General features: G+C 40.3%; 17 protein-coding genes. 15 read left to right on the top strand and 2 right to left on the bottom strand.

All coding sequences use genetic code 11. From position 1 onward, the window contains the following. Nucleotides 1-232 precede the first annotated feature (232 nt). The gene (locus BUQ87_RS01035) at nucleotides 233-1,144 is read left to right on the top strand and encodes an MBL fold metallo-hydrolase (RefSeq protein ID WP_038261041.1); all 912 of its coding nucleotides are present in this window, start codon (nucleotides 233-235) and stop codon (nucleotides 1,142-1,144) included. Nucleotides 1,145-1,200: 56 nt separating this feature from the next. Beyond that, nucleotides 1,201-2,343, top strand: coding sequence for an SLC13 family permease (locus BUQ87_RS01030; protein WP_038261043.1), 1,143 nt, complete (start codon nucleotides 1,201-1,203; stop codon nucleotides 2,341-2,343). A gap of 175 nt (nucleotides 2,344-2,518) precedes the next feature. Here BUQ87_RS01030 and BUQ87_RS01025 read toward each other — a convergent pair whose 3' ends face one another. Next, nucleotides 2,519-3,784: an ammonium transporter gene (locus BUQ87_RS01025; protein ID WP_242943752.1), complete on the bottom strand. Its 1,266-nt coding sequence runs from the start codon at nucleotides 3,782-3,784 to the stop codon at nucleotides 2,519-2,521. Between the two features lie 524 nt (nucleotides 3,785-4,308). On the opposite strand from BUQ87_RS01025, the gene BUQ87_RS01020 reads away from it, so the two are divergent. The 4 genes from BUQ87_RS01020 to hcp all read left to right on the top strand — a co-directional run bounded on the left by BUQ87_RS01020 (nucleotide 4,309) and on the right by hcp (nucleotide 8,858). Continuing rightward, complete coding sequence (locus BUQ87_RS01020; protein ID WP_038261044.1) at nucleotides 4,309-4,665, top strand: Na-translocating system protein MpsC family protein; 357 nt, start codon at nucleotides 4,309-4,311, stop codon at nucleotides 4,663-4,665. Nucleotides 4,666-4,801: 136 nt separating this feature from the next. After that, complete coding sequence (locus BUQ87_RS01015) at nucleotides 4,802-6,028, top strand: L-lactate MFS transporter (RefSeq protein WP_038261045.1); 1,227 nt, start codon at nucleotides 4,802-4,804, stop codon at nucleotides 6,026-6,028. 348 nt (nucleotides 6,029-6,376) lie between these two features. Further along, the gene (locus BUQ87_RS01010; protein ID WP_038261046.1) at nucleotides 6,377-6,772 is read left to right on the top strand and encodes a MerR family DNA-binding protein; all 396 of its coding nucleotides are present in this window, start codon (nucleotides 6,377-6,379) and stop codon (nucleotides 6,770-6,772) included. Between the two features lie 382 nt (nucleotides 6,773-7,154). Beyond that, a complete protein-coding gene (hcp, locus tag BUQ87_RS01005) occupies nucleotides 7,155-8,858 on the top strand; it encodes a hydroxylamine reductase (protein ID WP_038261047.1) in 1,704 nt (567 codons plus the stop codon). Nucleotides 8,859-8,960: 102 nt separating this feature from the next. Here hcp and BUQ87_RS15800 read toward each other — a convergent pair whose 3' ends face one another. Then, on the bottom strand, nucleotides 8,961-9,374 hold the full coding sequence (locus BUQ87_RS15800) for an FUSC family protein (RefSeq protein WP_408635085.1): 414 nt from the start codon (nucleotides 9,372-9,374) through the stop codon (nucleotides 8,961-8,963). Here BUQ87_RS15800 and BUQ87_RS15495 point away from each other — a divergent pair. The 9 genes from BUQ87_RS15495 (at nucleotide 9,310) to BUQ87_RS00960 (ending at nucleotide 15,794) form a co-directional block, all read left to right on the top strand. Beyond that, a complete protein-coding gene (locus BUQ87_RS15495) occupies nucleotides 9,310-9,648 on the top strand; it encodes a hypothetical protein (RefSeq protein WP_242943751.1) in 339 nt (112 codons plus the stop codon). The two genes, BUQ87_RS15800 and BUQ87_RS15495, sit on opposite strands and share 65 nt — an antisense overlap. A gap of 550 nt (nucleotides 9,649-10,198) precedes the next feature. Then, nucleotides 10,199-10,819: a TetR/AcrR family transcriptional regulator gene (locus BUQ87_RS00995; RefSeq protein ID WP_052635841.1), complete on the top strand. Its 621-nt coding sequence runs from the start codon at nucleotides 10,199-10,201 to the stop codon at nucleotides 10,817-10,819. A 197-nt stretch (nucleotides 10,820-11,016) separates the two neighbouring features. Next, a complete protein-coding gene (locus tag BUQ87_RS00990) occupies nucleotides 11,017-11,595 on the top strand; it encodes a cyclase family protein (protein ID WP_052635842.1) in 579 nt (192 codons plus the stop codon). Between the two features lie 11 nt (nucleotides 11,596-11,606). Continuing rightward, nucleotides 11,607-12,065: a MarR family transcriptional regulator gene (locus BUQ87_RS00985; protein ID WP_052635843.1), complete on the top strand. Its 459-nt coding sequence runs from the start codon at nucleotides 11,607-11,609 to the stop codon at nucleotides 12,063-12,065. Between the two features lie 273 nt (nucleotides 12,066-12,338). Continuing rightward, nucleotides 12,339-13,196 (top strand): hypothetical protein, encoded by an 858-nt coding sequence (locus tag BUQ87_RS00980; protein ID WP_052635844.1) that lies wholly within the window; start codon nucleotides 12,339-12,341, stop codon nucleotides 13,194-13,196. 15 nt (nucleotides 13,197-13,211) lie between these two features. Further along, nucleotides 13,212-13,793: a pentapeptide repeat-containing protein gene (locus tag BUQ87_RS00975; protein ID WP_038261049.1), complete on the top strand. Its 582-nt coding sequence runs from the start codon at nucleotides 13,212-13,214 to the stop codon at nucleotides 13,791-13,793. Nucleotides 13,794-13,832: 39 nt separating this feature from the next. Then, complete coding sequence (locus tag BUQ87_RS00970; protein ID WP_052635845.1) at nucleotides 13,833-14,795, top strand: DMT family transporter; 963 nt, start codon at nucleotides 13,833-13,835, stop codon at nucleotides 14,793-14,795. Between the two features lie 300 nt (nucleotides 14,796-15,095). Continuing rightward, on the top strand, nucleotides 15,096-15,572 hold the full coding sequence (locus BUQ87_RS00965) for a DUF2975 domain-containing protein (protein WP_038261050.1): 477 nt from the start codon (nucleotides 15,096-15,098) through the stop codon (nucleotides 15,570-15,572). 9 nt (nucleotides 15,573-15,581) lie between these two features. Then, nucleotides 15,582-15,794, top strand: coding sequence for a helix-turn-helix domain-containing protein (locus BUQ87_RS00960; RefSeq protein ID WP_038261051.1), 213 nt, complete (start codon nucleotides 15,582-15,584; stop codon nucleotides 15,792-15,794). Nucleotides 15,795-15,912: the final 118 nt, after the last annotated feature.

The following is a 15,912-nucleotide window of genomic DNA, read 5'->3' as shown; positions in this document are numbered from 1 at the left end:
TACTTTCAAATCCCAATGATCTGGATTTGAGCCCGTGGTATTATCTTGTCGCACAAGGAAGCATAAAGACTCCGGAGTGGATATTCCTTAAGTATATCATACGGGCTTGTCAGAGTATTTGGATTGGAAGGCTTTTTGAAGAGATTTTAAGAATGCTGCATTGATGCAATCTGGGCAGGTGAGAATTAAAAGCGTTATTCAATGACAAAAACTTTAAAAGAGGAGAAATTACATGGACATAATGAAAGTGGCTGGAAATACATTTTGTATTGATACGGGAATGACATACATACCTTTTTATAAGATTAACGACAGAGAAATTGTAATGCTGGATACGGGATGGGGAGACGGAGAAAGAGCGGGAATAGATGCACTTTTGGAAAAAAACGACTTCAGAGTGGTTGGCATAATATGCAGCCATGCCCATATAGATCATATAGGGAATGTTTCATATCTAAAAAACAAATATGGCTGCACAGTTGCAATGTCGGCGTATGAGGCCCTTATTTGCGCTTCTACGGTCAACCTTAAGGTTTATTACAGCAGTTTGACGCTGTCAGATGTGGCTGAGCATTTTGGAGATATGGTCTGTGAAACTGACGTGATGATTTTGGACAGACAGGACAGCATAAGTGTGAAGGGCTTTGAATTTGAAATTATCCATACGCCGGGGCACAGCCCGGGCCATATATGCATTGTCACTCCCGACAATGTGGCCTATTTGGGAGATGCACTAATAAGCTATGAAGTCATGGAAGGGGCAAAAATGCCATATGCATTCATACTAGAAGAGGATTTGAAAAGCAAAAAAAAGCTGTATGAGTTAATGTGCGGCAAATACATAGTGGCTCACAAAGGCATATATGATGATATTACACAGATTATAGCCGACAACATGGATTTCTATGAAAACAGGGCGGCAAGAGTTTACGATGTAATAGAGGGAGCAATGACAATGGAAGACATTATGAAGTCAGTTATTAAGAAGTGGAGGATCAGTGTAAACAGCACATACAAATATGCAGTAATAGAAAAAATGCTAAGGTCATATGTTGAATATTTGAATGAAACGCGAATGATTGAACTGGTAATGGAAAATGGATTTCTTAAATACACAAAGGATACTGATAAAAAGGGCAATTAGAGGCTGATTAAGGCCCAACTACAAAAAAGATTAATTCGGAACTGGAGTGCACAAGTATGGAAAAGGCTATTTCGCCTGGGGAAGATTATATAAAAAGATTAATATCATTTTTGAAAAGAGATGCGGTTTTGGTAACAGCTTCAGCTCTTGCAGCTGTTTCGTCTACCGCATATGAGCCAAGGTTAGAATACATAGACTTTAGAGTTCTTGCATTGCTTTTTAATCTGATGGCGATTGTTGCGGCTCTAAAGAAGTTTAAGGCGCTTGACTGGGCGGCTATTTTTTTGATTGGCAGGTGCAAAAGCAGCAGGGGAGTTTTTATTGCACTGCTGTCAATCACTTTTTTTTCGTCAATGCTTATCACAAACGACGTTGCGCTTATAACGTTTGTGCCGATATCTCTCATAATCGGGAAGAAGGCGAATATAAACACCCTGTCTCTTGTGATATACCAGACTTTGGCGGCCAACTTGGGAAGTGCGCTGACTCCTATGGGAAATCCTCAAAACCTGTACATGTATTCTTTTTATAACGTGGGATCCGCTGAATTTTTCATGATGACGGCGCCTATAGCCATGCTGTCAGTAGCGTTTTTGGCTGGAATTGTATTTGTAAAATGCGAGAAAGAGGCGCTGAGGCTGGGCATTTCACAAGTGGATGTGTCGGACAAAAAGCCTGTGTACTGGCTGTGCGCGGCATTTGCAGCAGTGATACTGTCTGTTTTTCACGTTATAGATTACAGGGTCGCACTGATAGTAACGCTATTAACAATATTGGCTATAGACAAAAGGCTGCTTTTGCAAGTTGACTACTCACTACTTCTTACGTTTGTGGCTTTTTTTGTTTTCGTTGGAAACCTGTCTTCAGGGTATGCTGCAAGGAGTTTCCTGTCAGAGTCACTGAGGGGCCACGGCAGGACATATTTTTGCGCCATACTGGCCAGCCAGCTTATAAGCAACGTGCCTGCGTCAATATTGATATCGAGATTCACAGACAACTACAAGGAACTCATACTGGGGGTCAACATAGGAGGCATGGGGACAATGATAGCTTCAATGGCCAGCCTGATTTCATACAAGCTGTATATGAACGAGAACCCTCTTGAAAACAGAAAATACATGGGAATGTTCGCATTGTACAACATTCTGGGGCTTTTATTGTTTACTCCAATTATATATTTGCTTATGGTAGACAAGTAAATGGGGATATAAAAAACGAAATGAGGCTTTGAGAATGTAAATGAGAGAGGCAGCATTCTCTACGGGCATGTAAAGTATGATGGGAATTATACTGATTCATCAAAAATCCCCCCGATTCAATCCCCTGAGGGGATTGAATCGGGGGGATTTCATAATCAATAACACATGATGTGATTTAGTGATCCAACATGAATTCGTCCTGGTCGCTGTATGGGACAGCTTTTTTTCCAAACATGCTTATTATAAAACCGGAAGCCCTTCCGCAGACAAACGCCACTATCAGGGTAACTACTATCCCGCCAAGTTGGACAGTAGTGTTTCCAGAAACAAATATGGCGGTAAGCCCTCCCAAAATTCCCGGCATGCCGTGCAGGTTGTTGATCCCGCATGTATCTGTTCCTTTTATAAGGGATTCAAGCTTTGGAGCTATTATGCTGTAGCCTATCGTGCTGAGTGCTCCGGCGCCAATGCCTATGAGCATTGCATATCCTGGAGATGTAATGTCGCATAGAGATCCTATTGCAACTCCGCCAGCCAAAGCTGCATTTGCAATATCTTCAATTTCAACCTTACCTCTTAGGAGTGTTGAAAATATATATGTAGCCAAAGTAGAGCCGCAGAGTGCAAATATAGTGTTTATCGCTGTAAGAACAACCCTGTCAGGAGAGACTATTGCACTTGTAAATGAAGGCCAGAAAAGCCAAAGAATCATGCTTCCCAAAAGGCAGAACTGATTGCTCGTGGAATCGTTTTCACAAGCCGGATCATTTTTGAAGCTGCTGAATGTATTCGCGACCACCCCAAGCCCGAAATATGCTCCGAATGCATGGATTACCACAGAACCGCCAGTGTCAATAAACCCGTGGAAATAGCCGCTTTCAAGTATGAGCCATTCATTGAATATGTATGCGGGGATGAAGAGAAGGGCCATTAAAATGTACTGGTCCATTCTGAGTCTTCCAAGCGGCGCGCCTATGGAGATTAGAAGGCTGGCTGCAGCAAATTCTGCAAAGAGAAAAGTCTTTATGTCTATTGTAGACATTGCAAAATGTTCGCCTCCAAAGCTTTTAATGAGCATATACATAGGTATTGCAACGCTGACAACCAGGAATGTAGCTGTAATAGAACTGTAGCCATGCTTTCTTATAAAGGCCATTAAAAATCCAAAACCTACAAGCAACATTGCAAGAATGTGTATGGAGCGTCCGTATTGAAGGGTGTCGAGTATTGTTCCGTACTGCGAGACCGTATCGGACGAGCTGGCGGCATTGGCATTAAAGCCTTCCATTCCCTGAGCAACATTTGAATTGAGGGATGGGGCAAATAAAATTGCAACGGCAACTGCAAAGACTAAAAAAGAAATGAGAATGCCTTTGCTTGGAGCGTTTTTTTGACCCATATGTTCAGTAGTTTTATTTTTTGATTTAAGTGCTTGAGACATATGATTTCCTCCTCTGCGCTTCAATAAAGCGCCGTTTATTATTCCGAATAAAACAGAGTCCATTACATTTTGCTTATATGCTGCTTTCAAATGTAAGCATATAAGTGTGTATTGGATATTGCAGATACAAAACGCATTGTTATATTTTTAACCTGAAAAAACGTTTTCACCTCCTCGGAGTTTATTTGAAATCATTTAAAGAAAAAGCATTCAACAAAGAAAAACTGGCTCATAAAAAATAAAAAAGGTGATTTTTTTCACACAAACATATAGTAACACTATTTTCCTCAAAATGAAATAAAAATTTATTGATTGTTAACATTTAATTGGATAAATTAGTTACTACAATGTCATTTGAAAAATAAATCATGCTTATTGGCTAAAACTGCTAGATTAGAATGGATAAATTCATTTTCAAATGGAAAAAGGTTGAATAATGCACTTTTTTTTGATATACTAATGAAGCATATTATTGGTATAGTTTAATTGGATAAAGTCTAAAAAATGATGTCTGGGGTGATTTGATGACAAAAGGACAAATTGAAGCACAAATCAGTGAAGCAATTAGTAAGTTTGAAATTGAACACATGGGCAGAGGTCCGGAGAAGATTAGAACTATTATTCTCCAGGATTTGATACTAATAAGGATAAAGGGTTTTTTGAGCGTTTCTGAAAAAAGCCTTGCCCAGACAAAGGACGGCGTAGAGCTTGTCAAGAAGGTGAGGTCTGCATTGTTTGAGAATGCGAGAGAGCGTTTGGAGGAAGCCGTAAAGTCTGTGATTGACGTGGAGGTTGTGAGCACTTTTTCTGATGTGAGCACCAAAACGGGAGAAAAAATCATAGCTGTAGTAGTTGATAGGGATATCGAAAAAAACATATAGAATGACGTTGGAAGACGCATTGAAGGGTCAATGACCAGTCGATAAGTAAGCCAACAGTGAAAATTCTGCCAAGGCAGGATGTTTGCTGTTGGCTTTTTTGTTTATACAATATAAATAGAGAGTTTGGAGGGTGTTTATGGAAAAAATCGTCAATGAGATTAATACTAATGTGGAAAGCAAGAAGAGATGGCTGTACGTCTTTTTGGGAATTATAATTATGATGTGCCTTGGAACAGTGTATTCGTGGAGTGTTTTCAGGATTTCAATCGAAAAGATTTTTGACATAGGAGCCGCTCAAAGTGGTCTTCCATACATGATTTCACTGGCTTCGTATGCAGTTTTCATGCTGCTGACAGGCAAGCACCTGGACAAATACAGCCCAAGGACTATAATCTTCATAGGAAGTCTTCTTGTTGGCGGAGGCTGGATACTGTCGGGATTTGCAAATAACATATATGTGCTGACATGCACCTATGGGCTTATAACGGGTGCAGGTGTAGGTATAGTATACGGAGTTCCAATGACTGTGGCTGCAAAATGGTTTCCTGAGAAGAAAGGGCTTATCGTAGGCCTTGTGCTTGTGGGATTCGGACTTTCACCGTTTATAACGGCACCTATTGCAGGTTATCTTATAGAGACTTACGGAGTTATGGCTGCGTTTAAGATTCTGGGAGCGGCATTTATAGTATTGATGCCGGCAGTAGCATATCCGCTGAGCTATCCTGTGGAGTCCGGCTACGAGAGCGCCGGGAAAATCCGTGGCGCAAGTGCTGCTGCTCATGGAACAAGCACTTCAGACATGATAAAGGCTAAAAGCTTCAAAGGCCTTTATCTGAGCTTTATGATAGGGGCCATGATAGGGCTCATGCTTATTGGAATGACGAGCAATGTAGGCATAGAGCTTATAAAGCTTTCAAAGGGAAAGGTAGTGCTTCTTATGTCTTTGTTTGCGGTTTTCAACGGAGTGGGAAGACCTACATTCGGATGGATAACAGACAGATTCTCTCATAAAAAGGCAATGCTCATATCTTACGTGCTCATAATAATAGCTTCGGTATTTATGCTCATGGCGGGAGATGGAAGCGTTATGCTGTACGCTGCAGCATTTTCGATATTCTGGTTCAACCTGGGAGGATGGCTTGCAATTGCCCCGACTTCAACTATTGCAATGTACGGTGCAAAGCATTACAGCCAAAACTACGGAGTTATATTCACGGCCTACGGCATAGGCGCCATAATAGGAGTGCTTGCCTCGGGAATGATAAAGGACGCATTCAGCAGCTATTACGCAGTATTTTATTTTGTAATAGCATTATGCATACTGGGAATAGTGTCGTCTCAAAAGATGATAAAAGTGCAGTAGCTGAGATGTCTATAAATATATCCCAAAAGAGTAAAACGGGTGGATTCCACCCGTTTATTTTTTGTCCACCGAATCTATTCATTTGACGATCTTAATATTCCATAAATAGCGAATATTGAGAATGCGACCATGCTGAGTCCGTAAAAGTAGCGGTGGGATTTAAAGTTTAAAACTGCCACTATCAGGCATACGATACCTGAAATTGCGATTAATTTCTTATTTATAGTTTTAGAGTCCATTTATATCATCCTCCAAACAATCATCACATCCACATTATACCATGTTTTGAAATATACACAACGGCTGTAAGCTTCATGTTAACACAGCGATGTTGACTATATTAACATAATGGAATTGCGCCAGCTCAACATGAGCATTGACGAGATAAAGAGGTATTTTGACAACAGGAATCTGAATCAATCGGTTGAAATACTAAGGGAAAAGCACGGCGAGCTCAGGGAGAAGATAAGGCAGCTTCAGCAACTTGAGGAAAGCATAGGCGAAAAGATAGAGCACCTTGAGCACATCTCAAAAGTGTCTGATTCAAAAGAAATAGATATCAGGGAAATCAGTGAGAGGGAGATAATAACATTCAACCGGTGCGCTGAAAATGAAATTGATATCTATAAAAAGGGATACAGAATATGCGGAGTCATACTCCAGATTGTGCAAATAGACATAAGCGTAACAGACAAAAATGAAGAGGCTATGTTTGAGACGCAAATCCCCATAAAAAAGCATTGACCTTTGTGCAACACAAAGGTTTATAATTGACTTCATAAAGACAAAGAACATGCAGTATATGCCAAATGCATGTTTTTTATTTGGTAACCGTATTCACTCCGCTCATGTCGCTTATGTTTTTATGCGGGTTTGTGGGCAGGCCCGACATTTACCTCAAGGGCATGCTTTTTATTATCTGGATATTTTAAATATTTTTAAATTTAGTAACCTGCGTTACATAACCAAACTAACCCATATAGTAAACTTTATCATGTAGAAAAGAGAAAGCGATATTCATTTCAAGAGTTCAATAAAGGTATCATAAATAAAAGTGAATTTAATGCAGGAAAAGCATAAGGTGCGTTGCGCTAATATTACATGGACTATAGAGGAGGAAATTATAATGGGTATGTTTTGTTTTCAGTGTCAAGAGGCTGCAGGATGCAAGGGATGTACTAAAATAGGTGTTTGCGGAAAGACTGAAGATGTGGCAAGGGCTAAGGACCTGCTTGTATATGTGACAAAGGGGCTTGCCATAGTGAGCAGCGAGGGAAGAAAGGTTGGAGTTGTTGATTCAATAGTGGACAGATATATTACTGAGAACCTGTTTACGACGATAACTAATGCCAACTTTGACAGGGATGTTATACTAGGCAGGGTGAGAGAGACATTGAAGCTGAGGGAGGAACTGAAATCAAACGTTGTAAAAGCTGGAGGAAAGGTTGGGGAGACAAGGATCAATGGGGGACTGCTCAAGAGGATTCTGGGAATGGCGTCGCAGGAAGTTATAATGCCTGATGCAGCAGAGTGGTCAGGCAGCACCGAAGTGGATTTCGACGCCAAGGCAGAGAGGGTAGGAGTCCTTGCGACGGAGGACGAAGACATAAGGAGCCTGAGGGAGCTCATAGTGTACGGCCTTAAGGGTCTGTCGGCGTACATGAAGCACGCTATGAACCTGGGATACAACGACGAAAATATTCATGGATTCATGGCAAGGGCGCTGGCTGCTACGCTTGACGACAGCCTGGGCGCGGACGAGCTTGTGGCTCTTGCACTTGAAGCTGGAAAATACGGAGTTGACGGAATGGCGCTTCTGGACAAGGCGAACACAGGAAGCTACGGGCACCCTGAAATAACAAAGGTTGACATCGGAGTAAGGGGAAATCCAGGAATACTTATATCAGGACACGACCTAAAGGATCTTGATATGCTCCTAAAGCAGACAGAGGGGACAGGTGTGGACGTTTATACACACAGTGAAATGCTTGCGGGGCAGTATTATCCTGAGTTCAAAAAGTACGGACATTTTGCGGGAAATTACGGAAACGCATGGTGGAAGCAGGCAGAGGAGTTTGAAAAGTTCAACGGGCCTATACTCATGACTACGAACTGCGTCGTTACTCCAAAAGACTCGTACAGGGAAAGGCTGTTTACAACGGGAGCCTCTGGCGTGCCTGGGTGCAAGCACATAGAGGCAGCTGAAAGCGGAGAGAAGGACTTCTCCCAGGTGATTGAAATGGCCAAAAACTGCAATTCCCCAACTGAAATAGAAAGGGGAGAAATAGTCGGCGGATTCGCGCACAACCAGGTGCTGTCCCTTGCAGACAAGGTTGTAGACGCTGTAAAGGCCGGCGCAATAAAGAGGTTCTTTGTAATGGCCGGCTGCGACGGAAGGGCCAAGTCTAGAAACTACTATACCGATTTTGCAAAGGCCATACCAAAAGACACTGTGATTTTGACCGCAGGCTGCGCAAAATACAAATACAACAAGCTTAATCTGGGAGAAATAGGAGGAATTTCCAGAGTCCTTGACGCAGGCCAGTGCAACGACTCATATTCGCTGGTTGTGATCGCACTCAAGCTTAAAGAGGTGTTCGGGCTGGATGATGTAAATGAGCTGCCTATATCGTACAATATCGCATGGTATGAGCAAAAGGCCGTAATAGTACTGCTTTCGCTCCTCCATCTAGGGGTCAAGAACATTCACCTTGGGCCTACTCTTCCGGCGTTCTTATCACCAAATGTCGCAAATGTGCTTGTGGATAGCTTCGGGATAGGCGGAATCACAAATGTGGAAGACGACATAAAAATGTTCATGGAGAGCTAATAAGGCAAAATACAGCAGGTTGAAATAGAAATAGAGTGACAATAATATAAGTCTGGAGAAGCCATGTGATTATTGGAGTTCAAATAATCACATGGCTTCTTTTTACGATTGCATAAACTCTTGTTCCAATAGAGTTTTTGACCTGCTTGGAAGTATTAATTCATTGAACAGCACAGCCGTCAAAACGCCTGTTAAAACGTATGAAATTCTGTATGTAGCGGCTGTCAATGATGACAGTGAAATTATGGAAAAAGACAAAGAGAGATACGTAGAGAATATATACGACTCAGCCAGGCGCTTGTGAGGCATGTAGGCCAGCATCAATAGAATGCTAAAAGGTATTGTTGCCATGGAGACAAATGTGTTTTTTACAAAAAAGGAAAATGCAAGGAACATAAGCCCTCCTATTATGGTTCCCTGGATTCGCTTAAAAGCCCTGGAGTGAATTTCGTTGCCCGTTGGAACCAGTGTAAAACAAGTAGAGGCAGATATCCAGTACCATTTTGGCAGATTCAAGTATTTCCATAAGACGAATGAAAAGGCGGTGGCTATGGACAGCCTTAATGCAAACCTTGATACATGTAAATTCAAATTCAAACCGTTTTTCAGCTTCGTATTGTTAGACTTAAAGTTGCCGACTAAGCATTCTTTGAAGCACATGATATCCGTATTCATGTTTTTATGGCTGGCAGACCAAATGATCTCTTCAAATAGATACCCTGTAATAAGCCCTATGAAAGAAGACAGTGCATTGAAACAGAACATATCCAGGGTTATGCCAATCGATTGAGTGAGAATAAATAAGCAATAGTAAAACATATATCCGCTGGTGTTAGTGTCGTCATTGAATATGCATACCACGGCAAATGGAACTATTAGATTTAATATGAAGGACAAAAGCAGGCCTGAGTTTGCCAAAGAGCCTAAAAAAATAACTAAGACGATATTAAAATATAGATATACGATTTTATAAAGAGGTTTGACTTTCATGTTCTTGTTGGGAGCAATAAAATAGAATGATGTTGTTAATGCGCTCAGCAGTGCGACATTAAGTCCGAATAAGAATTGGTTAACAGCAAGAGAAAGCAAGAATGTAAAAGTGTATCTAAGTCCAAATTTCAAACTGAGTTTGTTGAACTGTAAGTTGAATATATTGGCGGTGAATTTCATGTTGAACACTCCTATGCACAAAATAAAAAGTTGAATTTAAATTCAACTTTTAAAGACATTATATAGGCTAATTGATATATAGTCAATAGAAAGTGAATTTTGATTCAAGTTTTATAAACTATACTAACAGATAGAAATGTATTAAAATTATTAGAAAGGAGTGAATAGAGTTGAGTCATATAAAAGAGCCCATTCAAAAAAGAGCGATAGAAAAAAGGTTGAGGCTAATAAAATCGGCTAAGAAAGTATTCAATGACAAGGGATATCACAATACCCATATAAAAGACATAACGGGGGAAGCTGGGATTTCAACTGGATTATTTTACAAGTACTTTAAAGACAAGGATGATATCTATATAGAGGTTGTGAGACTGCTTATAGAGAAAGAGATGGAGGTGGTTTTAGATTTTAAGAACAGAATGGCTGAAGATATTGATAAAAAACAGGCCATAAGAAACTATATTGAAAGCCGGCTTGAATTTATTACATATAAGAGAGTCATGGAGGAATTCAATGTTCTAATGAATGAAAACGAACAAATAAAAGGTTTTTTTGAGGATGTGAAAAAAGACTATTTAAATATAATCAAGGAAATATTGAGACGGATATGGGTCGGTGCTGATGATTCGACGCTACACGTGGGGGCTATGCTGGTATGGCGCACCATATATATTAACATTGTAGAAATAGCCGGGATGGCCGATGAGGACTTGAAAAAGGAATACATAGATAATTTGACGGACATAATATGCAAATATATTGTAAGGGGCGACATATTCCCAGCGGTGTAAAAATAAAAGCATGCGATTAAAAAATGTTTTATCATTATCTAAAGACAATTGGAGCAGTGGAAACTTCGAAAATATGGAGTTTTTGCCGCTCCATATTTTTGAGCAGGCCAGACATGTGCATACTCTTTATAGTTGACAAGGAAACAAAAATGCGCTAAAATTGTTTCTAGGTAAACTATAAATTCAGGAGGGCTATTATGATAGATATAACAATGAATCTGGAAGGAGATCACAATGTGTGGAAATGGCTGGAGAGCCAGGAAAACAAATTGATGAATGCAGGCCATGTAGGGACCCATATAGACGTTTACAAAAAAAGCAGGATTCCTGTAGACTACTTCAAGACAAGGGGAGTTTTAATAGACTGCACTGAGTATGGCATTGAAAAAGAGATAGGAATGGAAGTTATAGAGGGAATTGATATAAAATATGGCGAGAAGGTCTTTATAGTGTTCAAAACAGGCATTCAAAGCAGGTTTGAATACGGAAGCGAAATGTATACAAACAATCACCCTCAGCTTGGATGGGAGCTTATAGACTTTTTGCTCCAAAGGCAAGTATGCTTTATAGGCATTGACTGTGCAGGAATCCGCAGAGGAAGTGAACACATAAAGGCAGACATAAAGGCGGAAGGCAATAGAACTTATGTCATAGAGAATCTGGACACGGGTGGACTGAACTTGAAAAATGGTGACAAGTTTGACGTCTACACAATGTGGATAGAGAATCCGTTTGCAACAGGGCTATCTACAAGGGTTCTTGCAGATGTAATATAGGGGTGCTTGATATGGACAATGAATTATTGCTTATGAAATTAATCCAAACACTCCAGTTGTTTTCGGAGTTTAGCGAGAAGGACTTCAGTGGCAGATATGGGAACTTGAACATGAACGAGGTTCATGCTATTGACTACATAGGAAGAACTGAATATGCAAATGTGACCAAGATTACGCAACACCTGCAAATCACAAAAGGTGCTGTAACCAAAATAACTAAAAGGTTAATGAATAGTGGATATATAAGCTCTTACAAAAGGGAAGAAAACAGGAAGGAAAAGTATTTTAGACTTACAAATGAAGGAATGGATATTTTTACAATACATGGAAAGGTTCATATGGAATCTGTGGAGAGGGACAAGCAGATATTTGAATTGTTTAATGAGGATGAAAAGGATGTCATAGCTAGATTTTTAGACACATTAAAAGACGATATTGAATACAAGCTTAAAAATGCTGGAGATATATAATTAGCGTATAAAGAGAATTAGGGGTGATACTTTGACAAAATATATTATTCAGGGGTTTATGCTGGAACTTGAATATGTCGCTCCAATTGTATTTAAGCGTGAAACAGTCGAGTTGGGGTGCATTTGGAATATACATGGAACTTTCGCATGAAGAGAGTTCCTTTTTTGTTTTGTTATTAAAATTGAAACGACAGTGCATACCACAGGATGACATTATATATAAAAAATGGTACTATGAAAATGATACATATGTTAATTGAAAAGGAGAAGTATATGAAAAAAATATGCTTGAAGGCGGTTGCAGTTTTGGCTGTGCTTATATTTACAGGAACTATGGTGCTTACTGGCAGCTTGAATAGTGAAAGCTCAAAAAATGCTTCAGCACTTGAAAAGAGCATAAAAGAAAAGTGCTCTGACTACGTGAGCATTTCATTAAGCGAGCTTACGCCTTTTGAATGGGAAAAAGTGTATTTCTTCCCTCCGTATATGCCCAAGGCGCAAATGTATGAAATCATGGGTTTTAAAAGCGGCAGGGTTAGCGAGACTTTTAGTGAAGGCATGATGAACATTGTATTTTCATATGGAGATAAAGTTGTATGCGCCATCTCTGGATATAATGACACATTTGGCATGAGCAGCACAAAAATTGAGCACAGCCGAGGTGAAAATCCGACATTCATAGTCAGTAGAATGGGCAGAGAAGAGGGCCAGGGTGGCAGAATATACCTGCAGTGGTATGGCGGTGGAGATTCTGTAAAAACGGCAAAAGAAGGCATTTCGCCGGAAATGGCTGGGGTATGGAAATGTGAGGACATATTGGAAAAGGGAGATTACATAACTGAAAAATATGGAGAGATTGTGGTTTCGAAAGACGGCATTGCAGCGGGCTATGTGGCCAGCATGGAATACAGGGGCGGGACAGACATACATAATCTAAAGAGCTCCCAGCTTGCAGCATGCAAGGGGCTACTTAGCGGTAAAACTGCAAAGTTCAGGCTTGAAAGCGGGCTAGATAAAGCTATGCATGATGGATTTGAACTGGAATTTGAAAACGGGGTGTTTTCAGGAAGCATTGAGATTACAGGCGAATTAGAGGAGCTGAGCGGATACTACGAATTTCAAAAGAGATAAAAAAGGAAGGTGCACATGGAAACATTATGTGAATTTGAATACGAAGACAGGGAATTCATAAAAATAAACGGAACGGGTGCAGATGTTACAGAAAGGGTATTCGTAAATTGCATGTTTGAAAGCTGTGATTTTTCAGAAGCGGACTTTTCATATTCGACATTCGAAGACTGCATATTTAAAAGCTGCAACCTCGCCTTGACAGTGTATGGCGAGTCAAGGCTTAGAAATGTCACGTTTGAGGGCTGCAAGCTTGTGGGGGTCGATTTTGGAAAATGCGACAGATTCATACTGGATATGGAATTTAGGGGGTGCCTTATCCAAAGCTGCAATTTTTCCGATATGAATCTTAGAAAGACTTCATTTGCAAAGAGCAGGGTGATTGAAAGCGACTTTGTAAAAACCCAGCTCATGGAGAGCGACTTCAGCCACTGTGATCTCAAGGGGAGCGTGTTCAACGGCTCAAACCTTGCAAAGGCAGACTTTTCCTTTACGAAGGGATATTCCATAAACCCTCTAAGCAACAATGTTAAAAATGCTATTTTCACGCTGCCTGATGTGGCTACGCTTTTGGAGTGCTTTGACATCAGGATAAAATAGATGGAAAATCAAGTGAATAGTTTAGGGGATGGGAGATATATGAACAGGAAAAAACTATATTTTTTATTGATACTTACCGTGGTGTTTTGGGGGTCTTCATTTGCCGCAGTCAAACTGGGCGCCGGAAAGCTTTCTCCGGTACACTTTACGTTTTTAAGGGTCACATTTGCAAGTGCCATATTCTCAGTGATACTTACCGGGGTTTCAAGCGAAAAGAAGAGGATAGATAAAAAAGATATCCCGACAATAATCTATCTAGGATTCATGGGAATTGGAGGCTATTTCATTGTGCAGTATACTGCTCTGAAATATACTACGAGCGTGAACGCGTCGCTGCTTTTGGGTATAACGCCCATACTGCTTGCGCTGCATTCATGCCTGGTGCTCGAGGAAAAGCTGGAAGGCCTTAAAATAGCGGGGATTGCCATATGCTTTGTTGGAATAACACTCGTCATAACAAAGGGGGATATTTCATCATTTTCATTTGGAAAAACTATAATTGGAGACGCCCTTATGATTTTGAATGCTGTCATGCTGGCGGCATTTTCACTGGGAGCCAAGAAAGTGCTGGAAAAATATGATCCGTTTATAATTGTAGCATATATAAATATTGCGGCAATGGGAATGCTTGTCCCGGTGGTTTTCACGAGTAATTTCTTGTCGGGGGCATCTCTTATAGACAATATGGAGTACATAGATATAAGGGCAGTCCTGGCTGCGCTTTACCTTGCGGGTACCTGTACTGTGATAGGATATTACAGCTGGTACAGCGCCATAAAGGAGATTGGGCCTGTAAGGACATCCGTTTTTAATTATATAAACCCTTTTGTGGCATCGATTGCTTCATTTGCAATGTTTGACGAAGGCATAACGGTTTTCACTGTCATAGGTGGAATTAGCATAATCGGGGGTGTGGCATTGAGCAGTATGGGAAGATCCAAATCTAAGATAAGGCACAATGTTCATATACGAGGAAGGGTTAAAACCGATGAAAGTGCATAATCTATTTCGCCATAAAAGATGAATTGGAGTGCATGAACAAAAAGCTGGGGGAAGGCCTGGAGCCTTTGTGTGAAAAATGCAAAAGGAATTTGAATGCTGAAAAAATAAAAAACGTATTCGAAAAACAACTCTTTAGATTAAATGGCAGGAGTTGTTTTTTATTGCAAGAATTTCAAAGTCCGCAAAACGGAAGATTTACCTAAAAGCATTAAAAATATATCGAAAAACGATAAAAAACATATTGAAAAACGATAAATGATCTGATATACTGTGATCAAGAAATTGATTTGGAGGTGCTTTATGAAAACGGAAAAAACGGCTTTTCTTAAGCTGGCAGTGTTGGGAATGGGAATAGTTGTATTTATGCTCAGCATATTCTGGCTTCCCAAAGCGGCGGGCAATATATTGGGGAGTAATTCTGAAAATGCCAACTTGAAATACCCAGCGCTAATGGGAATATATTTCACTGTGATACCATTTTACATAGTTCTTTACCAGGCATTAAAGCTGCTAAAGAACATTGAACTGAAAAATACTTTTTCCAAGCCGGCGGCAAAGTCATTAAATCTTATAAAATGCTGTGCATGTGCCATAGCATTTGTATATGCAGCAGGGGCTGCGCTTCTTGGAATGAAAACGGTACTCAATGCTTCAATTGCAGCAGTACCGATAACCTTTATGTTTGCCGCCTTGACTATAGCGCTTTTTGCGGCTGTGCTGGAGGAACTGCTTATGACAGCAATCGAAATCAAATCAGAAAATGATTTGACGATATGAGGTGATGGAATGGCGATAATAGTAAACATAGATGTAATGCTTGCAAAGAGGAAGATGAGTGTCACCGAGCTTTCTGAAAGGGTCGGAATAACAATGGCAAACATATCAGTACTTAAAAATGGGAAGGCAAAGGCGGTCCGGTTCTCCACGCTGGAAAAAATATGCGAGGTATTGGACTGCCAGCCGGGAGATATACTGGAGTATTCAGGGGACGATGAATAATACTTGAAAAAATATGACATGGGAAATGTAAATTAGATTGATAGCATTTGTGAAACATCAGAACATGAGATCGTATAAGAGATTTATTTGGAAAACACTAAAATTTATGGAGGTTGTC

Source organism: Peptoclostridium litorale DSM 5388 (assembly GCF_900141635.1).
GTDB lineage: Bacteria > Bacillota > Clostridia > Peptostreptococcales > Peptostreptococcaceae > Peptoclostridium > Peptoclostridium litorale.
Note: the sequence above shows the minus strand (reverse complement) of the source record. Positions and strands in the feature narration are given on the sequence as shown.